Source organism: Kistimonas asteriae, from assembly GCF_018263925.1.
In the GTDB taxonomy this organism is placed as follows: domain Bacteria; phylum Pseudomonadota; class Gammaproteobacteria; order Pseudomonadales; family Endozoicomonadaceae; genus Kistimonas; species Kistimonas asteriae.
This window is the reverse complement of sequence record NZ_JAEVHF010000012.1, coordinates 123,862-137,254: the sequence shown is the minus strand read 5'-3', so window position 1 is coordinate 137,254 and position 13,393 is coordinate 123,862. Positions and strand designations below refer to the sequence as shown.

Sequence of the window (13,393 nt, the reverse complement as noted above, 5' to 3'; positions counted from 1 at the left end):
TCAGCAACAGGGCTGAATAGCCTTTGAATGCACGCAACGGTTATTACGCTGCGGCTCAGAGATAGAGCCTGATCAAACGAAAGGTCGTCACAAGCACGCCAAGCGTTGCCAGCAAGAAAAACAGCGCCAGCAACCAATAACCAAAGCGCTTGATTTTCAGTAGCTGCCGTCGGAAAAAATGGGGACACTCTTCCGGTTTTTCAGGAATGTGCTGGAAATTGGCGATTAACATGAAACCGGTCAGAGACCACAAGATGCCAACCAACCCGAACATAAACATCGGACTGGTTTCCAGTAACACCGACTGAAACAACGCTGCGCAAACAGCCAGTAACGATCCAAAAAGCACCAGGAATAACAGTGGCTTCCACGGCGTCAGTCGGATCGCGAGGCGACTCAGTTTCTCAAGCATGCTGATGGTTTTTCGTCCTGAATCTGCCCAATCGGCAGGGTGTCGGGTGCCAGCGCCAATGCATCGCGAATCACTTCGATGCCCACCCCCGCTCGATGTGCATTCTCGCTGAGATAGCGACGGAAGCGGCGAGCACCGGGTTGACCATTAAACAGGCCCAATACATGACGGGTGATATGATTGAGATGACTGCCATTGGCAAGACACTGCTCAATATAGGGAAACATGGCTTCCATTACGGCATGTCGGGTCAGTAGCGTTTCAGATACGTTTTCTGATTGTCCGTAGAGAATACTGTCAACGTCTGCCAGCAACCAGGGGTTCTGATAAGCTTCCCGCCCCACCATCACACCATCGACATGCTGTAAATGCGCCTGGGTCTCAGCGATTGTTTTAACCCCACCGTTTAAAATAATTTCCAGGTCTGGAAAGGTTTCCTTTAAGCGATAAACAACGTCATACCGCAGTGGCGGAATATCGCGGTTTTCTTTCGGGCTCAACCCTTCCAGAATCGCAATGCGGGCATGGACAATAAAGGTTTTACAACCCGCTTCAGCCACCTGCCCGACAAAATCCACCAGCGCTTCCCAGGAATCCCGGCCATTGATACCAATGCGGTGTTTCACGGTGACAGGCATATCGCCCCTGTCACGCATGGCCTTCACACAGTCAGCAACGGTTTCGGGCTCCGCCATCAGGCAGGCACCGATCCGGCCATTCTGCACGCGATCACTGGGGCAGCCGACATTCAGGTTGACCTCGTCATACCCCCATTGTTCTGCATAGTGCGCACATTCCGCCAGGGCTTTTGGATCATTGCCCCCCAACTGCAGGGCAACAGGGTGCTCCTCCGGATGAAAATCCAGAAAGCGGTTTCGATCACCGTGGATCAGGGCACCGGTTGTGACCATTTCGGTATACAGTAGAGCCGACCGGGAAATCTGGCGCAGAAAATAGCGACAGTGACGGTCCGTCCAATCCATCATGGGGGCTACAGAAAACAGGCGGGAAGGTTCGTTATGCGCGTTCACAGTCATCCGGCGATTGAGGTTACAACTAAAAACCGGTGATTATATCGTCAACTGCCGTTGGAACCTATACAACTGACAGGTTACAGCACTGCAAACCAGAACCGTAAATTGAACACAATACCATTCCTGGATAAGCACATTCCGTTACCCGACTCCCGTAATGCAATGATAGACTGCGCGTTTTGACAAGATAACTGCCGATCAGCATGCCTACAGAACTCGACCAATTACGCGCCATTACCACCGTGGTGGCGGACACCGGTGATATTGAAGCCATCCGCAAGTTCAAACCACAGGATGCCACGACTAACCCGACCCTGCTGCTGAAGGCCGCCACCATGCCTCAGTACCAGTCTCTCGTCAAAGCGGCGATCTGCTGGGGGCAGGAACACGGTCGCAGCGCTGAGGAGAAAGTGGCATTTACCACTGACAAGCTCGCTGTGCTGATTGGCAGTGAGATTGTCAGTATCATCCCCGGCCGTATTTCAACGGAAGTCGATGCCCGTCTATCGTTCAATACCGCTGCAACCATCGAACGCGCCCATCGTCTGATTGAGCTTTACCAGGTCGCCGGCGTCCCTTCAGAGCGGGTACTGATCAAGATCGCCGCCACCTGGGAAGGCATTCGTGCCGCCGAGCATCTTGAGAAAGAAGGCATCCAGACTAACCTGACCCTGCTGTTCAGCTTTGCCCAGGCGGTTGCCTGTGCCGAAGCCGGTGTATTCCTGATTTCTCCCTTTGTCGGCAGAATTCTGGACTGGTACAAACAACAGAGCGGGCGCGACAGTTATCTGCCCCATGAAGATCCGGGCGTGCAGTCGGTTACGCGTATCTTCAATTATTACAAGACCCATGGTTACAAAACGGTGGTGATGGGAGCGAGCTTCCGTAATGTCGATGAGATTCGGGAACTGGCTGGCTGTGATCGCCTGACCATCAGTCCTTCGCTGCTGGAAACACTAAGCGCCAGTGAAGCGCCGCTCACGGTCAAACTGGATGCCAGCCAACCGGTCTGCCAGGAAGAAAAAATCAGTCTGTCCGAGGCAGAGTTCCGCTGGGCAATGAATCAGGATGCCATGGCGACCGAAAAGCTGGCAGAAGGCATCCGCAACTTTGCCAAGGATCAAGTCACGCTTGAAGAAACCCTGAAAGGCATGGTCTGACCAATGTGCTGATAACAGAAAGCCCGCGTAATAGCGGGCTTTCTGTTATCAGGGAGGACGTAGCGTTTACCGAGCGTCATTTTCTAATGAACGTACGAGATCGTGGAACACCACGCGATTTTCTTCGTTTAAGTTCATCAACTCCCGGTGAGCTGCCAGCACTTTTTCTCTCGCAGCCTTCTCACTGCATTCGACACTGGGCAGATCCCGCAGCAGCTGGGCGCCATCCTGCCCTTCCTTGACAATCACAAAGACCTTGTCGAATCCCATACTCAACAGGATGCGATTGATATCCTCGTTCGAGGAGATAATCGTAGGAATCATCCCAAACCGCTTCCGGGCCTGGATGGACAACTTGGCGAGCAGTCCAAGCGACGTGCTGTCAATGCCTTCCGTTTCTGTCAGGTCCACCAGAATGGACTTGAAGCCTTCCTGGGCCAAGACATGCTCCAGCGCCTTGTCGAGGGTAGTGCAGAGCGTCATCCGCACATCACCCACGAACTTCAGGACATAGGTGCCGGCATTCTCGGCAAACTGAATCTTTCCTGCACTCATTCTGTTGTATTAGCCAGTACCAGCAGGGCGATATCATCCGGCGTCTCATGGATGTCTTCCAGGTTGAGCCGGCTCATCAATGCCTCTGCCGTCGTAGCACCCTCACTAATCACCGATAACAGATAATCTTCTTTTTCCTTCAGTGTCTTTTGGGGAAGCACTTCCAGAATACCGTCGGAGAACACAGTTAAAGAGAAGTCCCGGGGCAAGTCAATGGTCACATCCTCAAAACTGGCATCTTCGAAGAGACCAACCGGCAACCCCTTACCCTCAATAAGAACCGTTTTATCACGACTGGCCAGTATCGGAAAAGGATAATGACCACCAAATGCATAGGTCAGTGTATGCGCCCGGGTATCGACAATACCGCCAAACACGGTCACGTGCTTGCCAAGCCCTGTTGTCAGCAGCCCCTGATTCAGGTACTTCAGAACATAGGAGGGCTTGACCACACCCTGCTTAGATTTAGATCGGTATTCCTGCAACAAGGTCAGGAACATATTTTTCAGCAATACCGTGACAAACGCAGACGAAGCCCCATGTCCGGAAACATCCGCCAGATAGAAACCAAAACTGTGGTCACTGACCGGGAAATAATCGACAAAATCCCCGCTCAGGTAGAGGGAGGGATAAATCTTGTAGTCCAGCTGATAGCCCTGGAAGGCAAACGGCGTCGGCGGCAGCATCTTCAGCTGGACCTGACGACCGGCTTTCTGATCGGCCCGCAATACGTCCAGACTCTCTTTCAGGGACTGAATGGCCTCTTCCAGGCTTTCCCGGTATTTTCGGTTCTGTGCCGCCAGATCAGCACTGTCGAGAGCACGCTTGATCGCGTATTCCAGCACTTCCAGATCGACAATCGGCTTAATGATATAGTCACTGGCACCCAACCGCAGGGCTTCCACCACATCCGCCATCACCCCGGCGCCGGACACCACAATAAACGGCGTTTCCGGCGAGATTTCATGGACTTTTCTCAGCAGTGCCAGACCATCCATGCGCGGCATACGGAGATCACATAACACCAGATCTGGCTGACATTCTGAAAAAACCGCCAGCCCGGTTTCACCATTGTCCGCCTGCAGGATTTCGAAACCGCTGTCTTCGAGATAGGCAACAATACTGTCCCGCACGATAGCGTCGTCATCAATCACCAGGAGTCGGCTGCTTCCTGCAGTCATGCTTTTTCCTTGTTCAAACGAAACAGATACCCGGTATCCACTAACAACTCACATTGCCCCGATGCTGCTGAACGCTGGCCCATTGGCTGTAACCGTCCGGTTGTAGGAAGTATCGCTAAGGGATTCTATGAAATTACCTGCTAAGGCCCTTGCCTGCAAGCAGGATTATACTCTAGCGCAAAACCCATAAAAAAGGCCGGTCACCCGGCCTTTTTTATGCTGACAGTTATCACTAAAAATCGTCTTCCGGCACTTCACCGGTAATCATGAACTGGCGACTCTGCAGATACGCATCCCGAATAAACACGTACTTATCACCAACAATCAAACCCTCAGCGCCGCGAAGCCGGTTGCGGGTATCAAGAATGTCCAGCGTATGAATCGCCATAAACTCCGGGCTCCACCATTCCAGGCTGTTGGTGGGGTTCAACTCAAGGTCAGGCACAAAACCAACGGTTGAACGTGCTGTTCTTGGCCCATAGAACGGCAAAACCACATAGGGGCCGGAGGGCACATGCCAGCGAGCCAGGGTCAACCCAAAATCCTGGTAACGGCGTTCAATGCCCAGCTCCGTGGCGACATCCAGCATACCCAGCATGCCGATGGTTGAGTTGATCACAAAACGGCCACTGGTAGCAGCTGCATCGCCGATCCGGAGTTGAAGTACCGCATTCACGAGGTTACGGACTTCCCCCAGATTATGGAAGAATGATGTCACCAGCCCCTGGACAGGTTCAGGGGTGACTTTGTCATACCCCCTGGCGGCCGGATCAAGAATCCACTGGTCCATTTTTTCATTAAAATGGAATACTTTCCGGTTCATCGTTTCCAGCGGGTCATCGTAGGACACCGGCTCATAGGCACTGGCCAACTGAGTAGCCAACGCCAGCATCACGGCGGATGTCCACCGAAGACAGGCAAGACGCATGATTTCTCCCAAAATGATTACGACTATCGTTAGATGAATAACTTAATTATACCTGTCGTGCAGGTCATGAACATTGGCGTTATCCCATACATCGAATGAAAGCACTGTCAGTCAAGGATTTGACAGCGTAACCGCCTTTAAGCCCCCATTACACGGGTAATAACAACTACAAACGCTATCCGGATCACTGACATTCAGTACGTTACTGCATGATTAAGCCCCGGCAATGCGCGATAGCGTGTCAGATCCTCGGGGCGATCAACATCCCATAAGGTATCCAACGCCTGCCAGCTGGCCTTCGCTTCCTGTAAGCGGCTACGGGTTTGCTCTAGCACCTGATCAGTCCCCCAGTCTATGCGTTCGAACACGGCCGGTATAAACCGTCGCATACCCAGTAACACATAACCGCCATCTTCCGCAGGCCCCAGCACCACATCCGAAGTTTCCAGTGCAGCCATTGCCGATTCAAGGTACTCCCGCGTCAGAACCGGGCAGTCGCTCCCCAGAAAGAGTACCTTTTGAGTCTCACCGACAAGATTCATCCTGGCCGCATGAGCCATGCGCTCGCCAAGATTTCCTTCACACTGCAATTGATACGACCAACGGTCGAAAAGTGCAGGAAATGGCCCTTTCATGCCGGCCCAGAGCTGCAGGGGGGCCAGCTGCCATTGCACCAACTGCAGTCCAACCCGGCGCAATAGCGAGGTATGGACTGAACAGGCGCCGTCCTCACCCACAGCCGGGATCAAGCGGGTCTTAACCCGTCCCGGTAACGGTGGTTTGGCAAACAGCAGGATTCGAGCATCAGGGTGGGTAAACATGACTGTCCCTAGTTGTCAGTGATCAGGCAGCGCCTTTTCCTTGGGTACGGTACGACTTGGCCAGCCTTTCCGGTGCAACACCGGCATAATACTGCAATCGGAGTCGCCACATCAGCAGGACAGTTGTCAGGATGCCATGTTTTTCCCAACGCCGACTGTCTGTGACCACACAGGCCTTCAGGCAATGCGGTCGCTGAATCTTAATCAGTCGCCGCGAAAGTTCAAGGTCTTCCATCAACGGGATAGGCGCATAGCCTTCCAGCCGATTAAACAGGGTGGTAGAAACAAACATTCCCTGATCACCTGATGCAATCCCCGTGAGCCTGGATCGCCAGCTTATCATCCGTTCAATGATTCGAAACAAGCCATGCCGCCCGGTCAACCTGACATCAAATCGCCCCCACCCTTCACCTGTACTCAGGCAATTAGTTATCAGCATATCCGCATCCAGCGGCAACGTAGTATCGGCATGAAGAAACAGCAAACCATCACCCGTTGCAACCGCTGCACCAGCATTCATCTGTAGACTGCGCCCTTTTGGCGCAGTGACCGCCTGATCGACCAGCCCTTCCGCCAAGTGGAGGGTCTCATCATCACTTCCACCATCTACCAGAATCAGCTCATGCCCGACGACCCTGAAGTGCTGCAGCCCAGCCAGCTTTTGCCGTAAGACCGATGCTTCATTCAATACCGGGATAATAATCGACAACTTCATGGTTAAGGAGGGTTCCATCCGAGCGATAATACACAGACACCAACAAGAGAAGCTATTGCTGAAAAGCCATATAATCGTCTATGATAGCGACGCATCTGGATGAGCGACAACAGCTATATGTGCTTAACTGTATAGACGTTAGTTCACGCAATGTCCCTATAGTTCAACCGGATAGAACAGCCGCCTCCTAAGCGGCCGATCCAGGTTCGAGTCCTGGTAGGGACGCCAACAAAATCAGACGTCGTTTATCGCTGCCATTTCACGCTTCCCAAAACATACTTGTTATCAATAAGTACTCAAATATGCTTGGCTTGGCCAGACAATATCGCACGCTGGTCTGTTGCACCGGTTAACACGGCGTATTTGGCTTCTTCAATCTGTTTCTGGATATCCGCCATCATTTTTTCTTCAGCTTCCGTATCCCTCACAAACTGAGCGAACCATTTCTGAAAGGCTGCCGGCGACATAGCCTCATTACCCTCTACAGGTGATGCTGCCTCAGAGGACGCCTCGTCTGAAGACTCATACCCGGCGGAATGCAACACGGCATCATGCAAGAAGACAGCAGCGACATCCTGGCTATGGGCCTTACGGTCAATGACCTTGATCAGATCATTATGAACAGTTTCACTGATAACACCGCTGGCCATTAATTCATCAGCCTGAGCCTTCAGTTCTAACTTTTTAGCCTCAGTGTCTTTCAAGGGGATCCCGTGGGGTGACACTCGCGGTGAAAAGGCTCGCTCATAGTCGTCCTGGAATTTTTCAATAGCGACTGAGCCTTCCTCACCATAGCGCTCCTGGTAATAGTGTTTGATTTCAGTATTCACGATATCAAGACGATGCTTGGCACTCTCAGCCTGCTGGATGCCACTCACCATCAAAGGAATACCAATGGGTCCCAATAAAGCACCAAACACCGCCTTAACAACCCCACAGGACTTGTCTTCCTGCGCACCATCCAGTCGCTCCAGCAACTCGACGGTCTTTTGCGCACTTTTTTCCTCTTTGCGCGCCTTGAGATCTTCCAGGATCTCAACCTGATTTTTAATCTCAAGATCTTCCTTTTCAGCTTTTAACCCATTCAGTAATGACTCCAACTGATCCGGCGACAAGGTACCAAGATAACTCACATCGGTTGACGTTGGCGGAGCCAGCACAAGGCGTCCGCCATCCTGGCGCACACCACCACCCACAGAGTTTTCAGATACCTGCCCAAAGCTCAACCCCTGCCCAAGATTGCCTGCCGAAACCGTTGTCCGCTCAATCTGTCCGGGCGCAATTTCATCCTGGGGCCTGACCGGTTGATTGCCCGATGTCCCATCAATTCTTGCCATCAGTCTGCCTCCTGCATTGCCTGCAATAGCTGTTCAGCCAGTCCTTGCTCAGCACGCAATTGCGACTGATTGCCACAGGCATGGATAGCCCGTTCAAACATCTGCTGCGCCCGCCCCGGATCACCGGATGCCTCGTAGACCGAGCCAAGCGCCAGCAATGCGTGGGGATTCTGATGATCCAGCACAACCGCCTGTTCCAGCAGCGCTAAAGCACTGTCTGAATCTCCCAATGCAAACCGGCAACAGCCCAACCCTTGCAGGTAACGGGGCTCTGTGTGGTCATGCATACCCAGAAACAAAAACAGCGATTCAGCTTCGGCCACATGCCCGGCTTCATAGCGGGCATAGGCTATGGCGTGTATTGCCTCCAGCAGCTGAGGATCAAACTGCTTGTGACTCGCAATGGTTTCACCATCCTTCAAACGCCCTAACAGTGGCGCATCAACGCCTAATGACGCTAATAATCCTCTTACCCCCGTCATTCAACGCACCTCCCTGGCAGACTTGCATAACGGCTGATTCATATAAGGATATGTAGGCAGATGACCCTCAAGCTGATTAAAACGAAATCGCCCGGTGGCTCGCTATTTCCAAATGCAATATTGATGCTGGTTTCAGCATCCTATGGCACTGAATAGACCTGATTAAAATAAGCGTATTCATCATTCATAACGAAAAATAACGTTCTTCTAAACAACTACGTCTTTTCTATCCATTGACGGTACAACAATATTCAAACCCGACGGAAACGGGCACAATAAGAACAACAATAAACAGACCGATTCGAATCCATAAGAACAAAGCAGGAGTCAAACCATGCGATCCCTGACAACCGCACTCGCCCTTGGCTGCATGGCATTTATGCTTTCCGCCTGCTCCAGCCTGCCTGACAACAATCTGGCCAGTTACGCAATGACCACCGGTGTCCAGAAACCATTCGACATCAATCACTATAATGCTGCCGTCTATGAGCCAGTGTACGTTCCCCGTGAGGATCCGCTGGTACCCAAGAGGGATGCAGCCTATACACGCCTCGAGAACGTGATCAAAGCGACACTTGAAAGCAAAGGCCTGCATGAAGGGGAAATGACAGAACACACCATCCGGGTCAGATTCGGTCTTGCCTCTGAATACCTGCTGAGTGATGCAGAACTGGCTTCGGCCATGGGTCTCAACCCGGGGCTGGTCACCAGCCAGGAAGACAGCAAGCTAACCATCGGGATTACCTTGATCCGGGCTGACACAGACGAGGTCCTATGGAATGGTGCACTACAAGGGGTCATGCTTAAAGGGCTTGACCCGGAACAACGGGACCAGCGACTCAAACAGGCTGTCGCGACACTGTTAAGCTCACTGTAAATAAAACAATAGCTGATGGCAGAAGCAAACCTCTGCCATCACGTTCCTCAACAATCAGCCATTAATCGCTTCATAAACCGTGAATCCATCCCGCTTTGCCAAAACGTGGCAATGACCAAAAACCGTTTCAATAATCGGCGGGTAACGCAGAAAGCTGTTAGCCACAATCCGCAGGCGCCCCTTGGGCTTCAATAACGACTTAGATGCTTTAAGGAATTGCTCTGTTGTTTCATACTGCGTTTTCACCCCTTCGTGAAAGGGCGGATTGGAAACAATCGCATTAAAACGTCCACGGACGCTTTCCAACCCATTACTGGCAATAACAGCTACAGGATCAACATCGTTAATTCGGCACGTTTCCCGGGTCGCAGCCAATGCCATGGCGTCATTATCAAGCAAGGACAAACGGATACCCGGAAACCGCTTCGCCAACCAGGCGCCAACAACGCCAGAGCCACAACCAAAATCGAGAACATCACCTTTAAAGCCCGCTTCCATGGTTTCCAGCAGTAATCGAGTGCCTACATCCAGACGACCATGATTGAATACGCCGGGCAACGTCTCCGCCATGATACAAACATCATGCACAACCTCCTCAAACGAGGCTTTCCAGTCGTTAATGACAAACGGTGACGGTTTATCCACGGGGGTTAACACATACAGCGAACAGTGCCGGGCAGAATCAATTTTCTCGACATCACCATACGCCGCCAGCCGTTTTTGCCAGGACTTGATGCCGCTCCCGTTTTCACCTACCAACAGCAAGCGACCATTGTCCGTTAACAGGGGCAAACTCATGGCCAAAAGATAGCTCATGAATTCCCGGCTTTTCTGCAAATACAGAATAACGGTATCCGGTTTTTCTTCCGGGGCGGGAATACATTCGCCATAGGCGATGCATGCGTCACTGACGCCGAGATCCACCAGCCGTGAGCGAACCGCCTCACTGGTGGTAAAGACGTTAACTGACACCGAACCCTGCTGGCACAGCCGGGGTACAAAGCCATCATTTTCTGGCTGAATCACGAGAATACGTTCAGCCTCCAGCACATCACTGTTCTTAACCAGCAACTGGCTGGGATTCGTCAGCACATTCATTCCGTATCCTGTCATCTCGCCTTGAAAACCATCGCAACCTGCACAGGCCATAATAACAACCCAAAAAAGGCGCCGTTTTATAACCGATCCAGACAGCGCACACAAACGCGAACGGATAAACAACGCGTTACGTAGAATGACGAATTCAGCTAAACCGAAGGCTCAGCTATAGTTGCCGGTATTTATACCGCGTCCGCGTCAGAGATTTCCCCATGCCACAGAAACCCATCCTGGTCGGTATTGCCGGCGCTTCAGCTTCCGGAAAAAGCCTGCTGGCTGAAACCCTGGTTGAAGAACTGAAAAGCGAACACCTCAGCGTGATCTCCGAGGATTCCTATTACAAGGACCAGTCGCACCTGAGTATGGATGAACGCGTTCTGACCAACTACGACCACCCAGACGCGATCGATCACAACCTGATGCTGCAACATCTCCAGATGCTCAAGCAAGGGAAAGCCATCCAGGTCCCGACCTACGATTATTCTATCCATAACCGCACCAGCGAAACCCGCACCGTACGCCCTTCACGGGTGGTGATTTATGAAGGGATCCTGCTGTTTGTCAATCCGGATGTGCGCAAGCAGTTTGACCTGCGCTTCTACATGGATACGCCGCTCGACATCTGCCTGATTCGCCGCCTTCAGCGGGATATTGTCACCCGCGGACGGGATATGGAATCCGTCATCAGCCAATACATGGAAACGGTCCGGCCGATGTTCCAGCAGTTTATTGAGCCCTCACGCCAGCATGCCGACCTGATCATTCCCCGGGGCGGCAAAAACCGTATTGCCATGGATCTCATCAAGACCAAGATCAACACTTTGATCAACTGATCCTGCCGCCACCGAGTCAACCGGTGCACACGCCAAAGCGTCGCACCGGTATCAGCCCTGCAACCACTCAAACAGCTCAAGTTCCATACAATTTTCCACAATCCTGGAGATATGTGGAAATGAACGCATATCGATATCCAGCCGACCCGCGGTAACGACCAGCGGTGCCAGTATCAGGTCCGCCAGGGTTATCTGCTCACCAAAACAGTAAGTCCCCGTCTGAGCCTGGTGAGCCAGCATGAATTCAAGCCGTGCCAGACCGGTTTCCAGCCAGTGGCAAAACCAGAGCGCCTGCTCTTCACGGGGTATTTGCAAACGGTTTTCCATATAGCCTGAGACCCGCGCATGGGCGTAGGGTTGGATATCACTGAAAATCAGCTGGGAAAAACTACGAACCCTGGCACGCACCAGGGGCTGTTCCGGCAATAACGCCGGCTCAGGATAGACATCCTCAAGGTATTCAAGGATTGCCATGGCCTGTGTCAGCTGCTGGTCCCCCGTATCCAGTACCGGAGATTCATGCGCCCCTCCCTGGTAATGCAGCCCTGCCAGCGCCTCCGTGTCTGACTCAGCCATAACGTGATCGATATCCTTGAACAGCAACGCCAGCCTGACCATCTGATCAGCAGGTGATACATTGCGGCTATACAGTTTCATCGCGGTACTCCTTGACAGCAGCCTGTACGATAAACATTCAGCCTTCATCCTCATTAGAAGACCATGGCAGGCGCCGGTTAAAAACTTTACAACGCACAGTAATTCACTGATACTCCGCCCGTATAAGTGTCAGGCCAGATCAGTCAGGCTTGGCAATGACTTATACGCTGAATAGCCGGATTATAGTGCGCTATAAGCCGGAAAGACTGATGGCTGCCAACGACGACACCAGCCCAACGTAAAAGGCACAGAACTGTTCATGCGTGTAGAAAACGATATCAAGCTCGGCTTCAAGGATGTCCTGATTCGCCCCAAGCGATCCACCCTGAAGAGCCGGTCCCAGGTCGATCTGAACCGCACTTTCCGCTTTATGCATTCCGGACGCGAGTGGCGTGGCGTCCCCGTCATCGCGGCCAATATGGATACCGTGGGCACCTTCGAAATGGCGAGTGCACTGGCTCAGCATGGCATGCTCACCGCCATTCACAAGCATTACACCGAAGAGCAGTGGAACGAATACCTCAATGATGCGGCGGATGACTTTTATCACCGTATCATGATCAGCAGCGGTACCTCCGACAGTGATTTTGAAAAACTGAACCGCATCCTGACAGCCCAACCAAAGCTCTATTTCATCTGCATTGACGTTGCCAATGGCTACTCTGAACACTTTGTCGCCTTTGTTGCCAAAGTGCGCAAGGCATGGCCTGACAAAGTCATTATTGCCGGTAACGTCGTCACCGGCGAAATGGTAGAAGAGCTGTTACTGGGCGGGGCCGACGTCGTTAAAGTTGGTATTGGTCCTGGCTCCGTCTGTACTACCCGGGTCAAAACAGGTGTTGGTTACCCGCAGCTTTCAGCTGTCATAGAGTGCGCCGATGCGGCACACGGCCTGGGCGGCCAGATTATTTCCGATGGCGGCTGCACCTGTGCCGGCGATGTCGCCAAGGCCTTTGGTGGCGGCGCCGATTTTGTCATGATCGGCGGCATACTGGCTGGTCACGATGAGTCTGGCGGTGAACTGATTGAAGAAGACGGGGAACAGTTCAAGCTGTTCTACGGCATGAGTTCCGCCACTGCCATGGACAAGCACAGTGGTGGCGTGGCTGAATATCGCGCCTCTGAAGGCAAGACCGTCAAGATTCCCTACCGCGGTCCGATTGCCATCACCATTCAGGACATTCTTGGCGGCACCCGCTCTGCCTGCACCTATGTTGGCGCAGCCCAGCTGAAGGAGCTGACCAAGCGCACTACCTTCATTCGTGTTCAGGAGCAGGAAAACCGAATCTACACTTGATTCTGA

General features: G+C 52.4%; 15 protein-coding genes and 1 tRNA gene. 5 read left to right on the top strand and 11 right to left on the bottom strand.

Annotated elements, in window-relative coordinates; all coding sequences use genetic code 11:
• Positions 1-55: 55 nt before the first annotated feature.
• Positions 56-412: a hypothetical protein gene (locus KHS78_RS14545; protein WP_211829193.1), complete on the bottom strand. Its 357-nt coding sequence runs from the start codon at positions 410-412 to the stop codon at positions 56-58.
• Positions 397-1,449: a tRNA dihydrouridine(20/20a) synthase DusA gene (dusA, locus tag KHS78_RS14540; RefSeq protein WP_211829192.1), complete on the bottom strand. Its 1,053-nt coding sequence runs from the start codon at positions 1,447-1,449 to the stop codon at positions 397-399. Before dusA ends, KHS78_RS14545 begins: the two co-directional genes overlap by 16 nt.
• A 200-nt stretch (positions 1,450-1,649) precedes the next feature.
• Here dusA and tal point away from each other — a divergent pair, with 200 nt between their 5' ends.
• Entirely contained in the window at positions 1,650-2,606 is a 957-nt protein-coding gene (gene tal / locus KHS78_RS14535) for a transaldolase (protein ID WP_211829191.1), read from the top strand.
• Positions 2,607-2,672: 66 nt separating this feature from the next.
• Here the strand turns inward: tal and KHS78_RS14530 are convergent, their stop codons facing one another.
• The 5 genes from KHS78_RS14530 to KHS78_RS14510 form a co-directional block, all read right to left on the bottom strand.
• Positions 2,673-3,161: an STAS domain-containing protein gene (locus tag KHS78_RS14530; protein WP_211829190.1), complete on the bottom strand. Its 489-nt coding sequence runs from the start codon at positions 3,159-3,161 to the stop codon at positions 2,673-2,675.
• Complete coding sequence (locus KHS78_RS14525) at positions 3,158-4,342, bottom strand: SpoIIE family protein phosphatase (protein ID WP_211829189.1); 1,185 nt, start codon at positions 4,340-4,342, stop codon at positions 3,158-3,160. Before KHS78_RS14525 ends, KHS78_RS14530 begins: the two co-directional genes overlap by 4 nt.
• A gap of 232 nt (positions 4,343-4,574) precedes the next feature.
• Positions 4,575-5,270, bottom strand: a complete 696-nt coding sequence (locus KHS78_RS14520) for an MlaA family lipoprotein (RefSeq protein ID WP_211829188.1) — start codon at positions 5,268-5,270, stop codon at positions 4,575-4,577.
• A gap of 194 nt (positions 5,271-5,464) precedes the next feature.
• A complete protein-coding gene (locus KHS78_RS14515; RefSeq protein WP_211829187.1) occupies positions 5,465-6,091 on the bottom strand; it encodes a TIGR04282 family arsenosugar biosynthesis glycosyltransferase in 627 nt (208 codons plus the stop codon).
• Between the two features lie 22 nt (positions 6,092-6,113).
• Complete coding sequence (locus tag KHS78_RS14510) at positions 6,114-6,806, bottom strand: TIGR04283 family arsenosugar biosynthesis glycosyltransferase (RefSeq protein WP_246506503.1); 693 nt, start codon at positions 6,804-6,806, stop codon at positions 6,114-6,116.
• A 152-nt stretch (positions 6,807-6,958) separates the two neighbouring features.
• Here KHS78_RS14510 and KHS78_RS14505 point away from each other — a divergent pair.
• Positions 6,959-7,034 (top strand) — tRNA-Arg (locus KHS78_RS14505).
• A gap of 68 nt (positions 7,035-7,102) precedes the next feature.
• Here the strand turns inward: KHS78_RS14505 and KHS78_RS14500 are convergent.
• Both KHS78_RS14500 and KHS78_RS14495 read right to left on the bottom strand, forming a co-directional pair.
• Entirely contained in the window at positions 7,103-8,143 is a 1,041-nt protein-coding gene (locus KHS78_RS14500) for a hypothetical protein (RefSeq protein WP_211829185.1), read from the bottom strand.
• Positions 8,143-8,625, bottom strand: coding sequence for a tetratricopeptide repeat protein (locus KHS78_RS14495; RefSeq protein ID WP_211829184.1), 483 nt, complete (start codon positions 8,623-8,625; stop codon positions 8,143-8,145). Before KHS78_RS14495 ends, KHS78_RS14500 begins: the two co-directional genes overlap by 1 nt.
• Positions 8,626-8,959: 334 nt before the next feature.
• Between KHS78_RS14495 and KHS78_RS14490 the strand changes: the two genes are divergently transcribed.
• Positions 8,960-9,502, top strand: a complete 543-nt coding sequence (locus KHS78_RS14490) for a DUF4136 domain-containing protein (protein WP_211829183.1) — start codon at positions 8,960-8,962, stop codon at positions 9,500-9,502.
• A gap of 54 nt (positions 9,503-9,556) precedes the next feature.
• Here KHS78_RS14490 and KHS78_RS14485 read toward each other — a convergent pair whose 3' ends face one another.
• Positions 9,557-10,600 carry a methyltransferase gene (locus KHS78_RS14485; RefSeq protein ID WP_211829182.1) on the bottom strand — a complete coding sequence of 348 codons (1,044 nt, stop codon included), beginning with the start codon at positions 10,598-10,600 and terminating at the stop codon, positions 9,557-9,559.
• A gap of 212 nt (positions 10,601-10,812) precedes the next feature.
• Between KHS78_RS14485 and udk the strand changes: the two genes are divergently transcribed.
• A complete protein-coding gene (udk, locus tag KHS78_RS14480) occupies positions 10,813-11,433 on the top strand; it encodes a uridine kinase (protein WP_211829181.1) in 621 nt (206 codons plus the stop codon).
• A 51-nt stretch (positions 11,434-11,484) separates the two neighbouring features.
• Here the strand turns inward: udk and KHS78_RS14475 are convergent, their stop codons facing one another.
• Entirely contained in the window at positions 11,485-12,090 is a 606-nt protein-coding gene (locus KHS78_RS14475; protein WP_211829180.1) for a glutathione binding-like protein, read from the bottom strand.
• A 259-nt stretch (positions 12,091-12,349) separates the two neighbouring features.
• Between KHS78_RS14475 and KHS78_RS14470 the strand changes: the two genes are divergently transcribed.
• On the top strand, positions 12,350-13,387 hold the full coding sequence (locus KHS78_RS14470) for a GMP reductase (RefSeq protein ID WP_211829179.1): 1,038 nt from the start codon (positions 12,350-12,352) through the stop codon (positions 13,385-13,387).
• The last annotated feature ends 6 nt before the right edge of the window (positions 13,388-13,393 follow it).

Excerpts from the sequence above, each read along its gene's own strand:
- KHS78_RS14485 (WP_211829182.1), bottom strand. The coding sequence starts at position 10,600 with ATGAATGTGCTGACGAATCCCAGCCAGTTGCTGGTTAAGAACAGTGAT.
- dusA (WP_211829192.1), bottom strand. The coding sequence starts at position 1,449 with ATGACTGTGAACGCGCATAACGAACCTTCCCGCCTGTTTTCTGTAGCC.
- udk (WP_211829181.1), top strand. The coding sequence starts at position 10,813 with ATGCCACAGAAACCCATCCTGGTCGGTATTGCCGGCGCTTCAGCTTCC.
- KHS78_RS14545 (WP_211829193.1), bottom strand. The coding sequence starts at position 412 with ATGCTTGAGAAACTGAGTCGCCTCGCGATCCGACTGACGCCGTGGAAG.
- KHS78_RS14490 (WP_211829183.1), top strand. The coding sequence starts at position 8,960 with ATGCGATCCCTGACAACCGCACTCGCCCTTGGCTGCATGGCATTTATG.
- KHS78_RS14500 (WP_211829185.1), bottom strand. The coding sequence starts at position 8,143 with ATGGCAAGAATTGATGGGACATCGGGCAATCAACCGGTCAGGCCCCAG.
- KHS78_RS14510 (WP_246506503.1), bottom strand. The coding sequence starts at position 6,806 with ATGAAGTTGTCGATTATTATCCCGGTATTGAATGAAGCATCGGTCTTA.
- tal (WP_211829191.1), top strand. The coding sequence starts at position 1,650 with ATGCCTACAGAACTCGACCAATTACGCGCCATTACCACCGTGGTGGCG.
- KHS78_RS14530 (WP_211829190.1), bottom strand. The coding sequence starts at position 3,161 with ATGAGTGCAGGAAAGATTCAGTTTGCCGAGAATGCCGGCACCTATGTC.
- KHS78_RS14475 (WP_211829180.1), bottom strand. The coding sequence starts at position 12,090 with ATGAAACTGTATAGCCGCAATGTATCACCTGCTGATCAGATGGTCAGG.
- KHS78_RS14470 (WP_211829179.1), top strand. The coding sequence starts at position 12,350 with ATGCGTGTAGAAAACGATATCAAGCTCGGCTTCAAGGATGTCCTGATT.
- KHS78_RS14515 (WP_211829187.1), bottom strand. The coding sequence starts at position 6,091 with ATGTTTACCCACCCTGATGCTCGAATCCTGCTGTTTGCCAAACCACCG.
- KHS78_RS14525 (WP_211829189.1), bottom strand. The coding sequence starts at position 4,342 with ATGACTGCAGGAAGCAGCCGACTCCTGGTGATTGATGACGACGCTATC.
- KHS78_RS14495 (WP_211829184.1), bottom strand. The coding sequence starts at position 8,625 with ATGACGGGGGTAAGAGGATTATTAGCGTCATTAGGCGTTGATGCGCCA.
- KHS78_RS14520 (WP_211829188.1), bottom strand. The coding sequence starts at position 5,270 with ATGCGTCTTGCCTGTCTTCGGTGGACATCCGCCGTGATGCTGGCGTTG.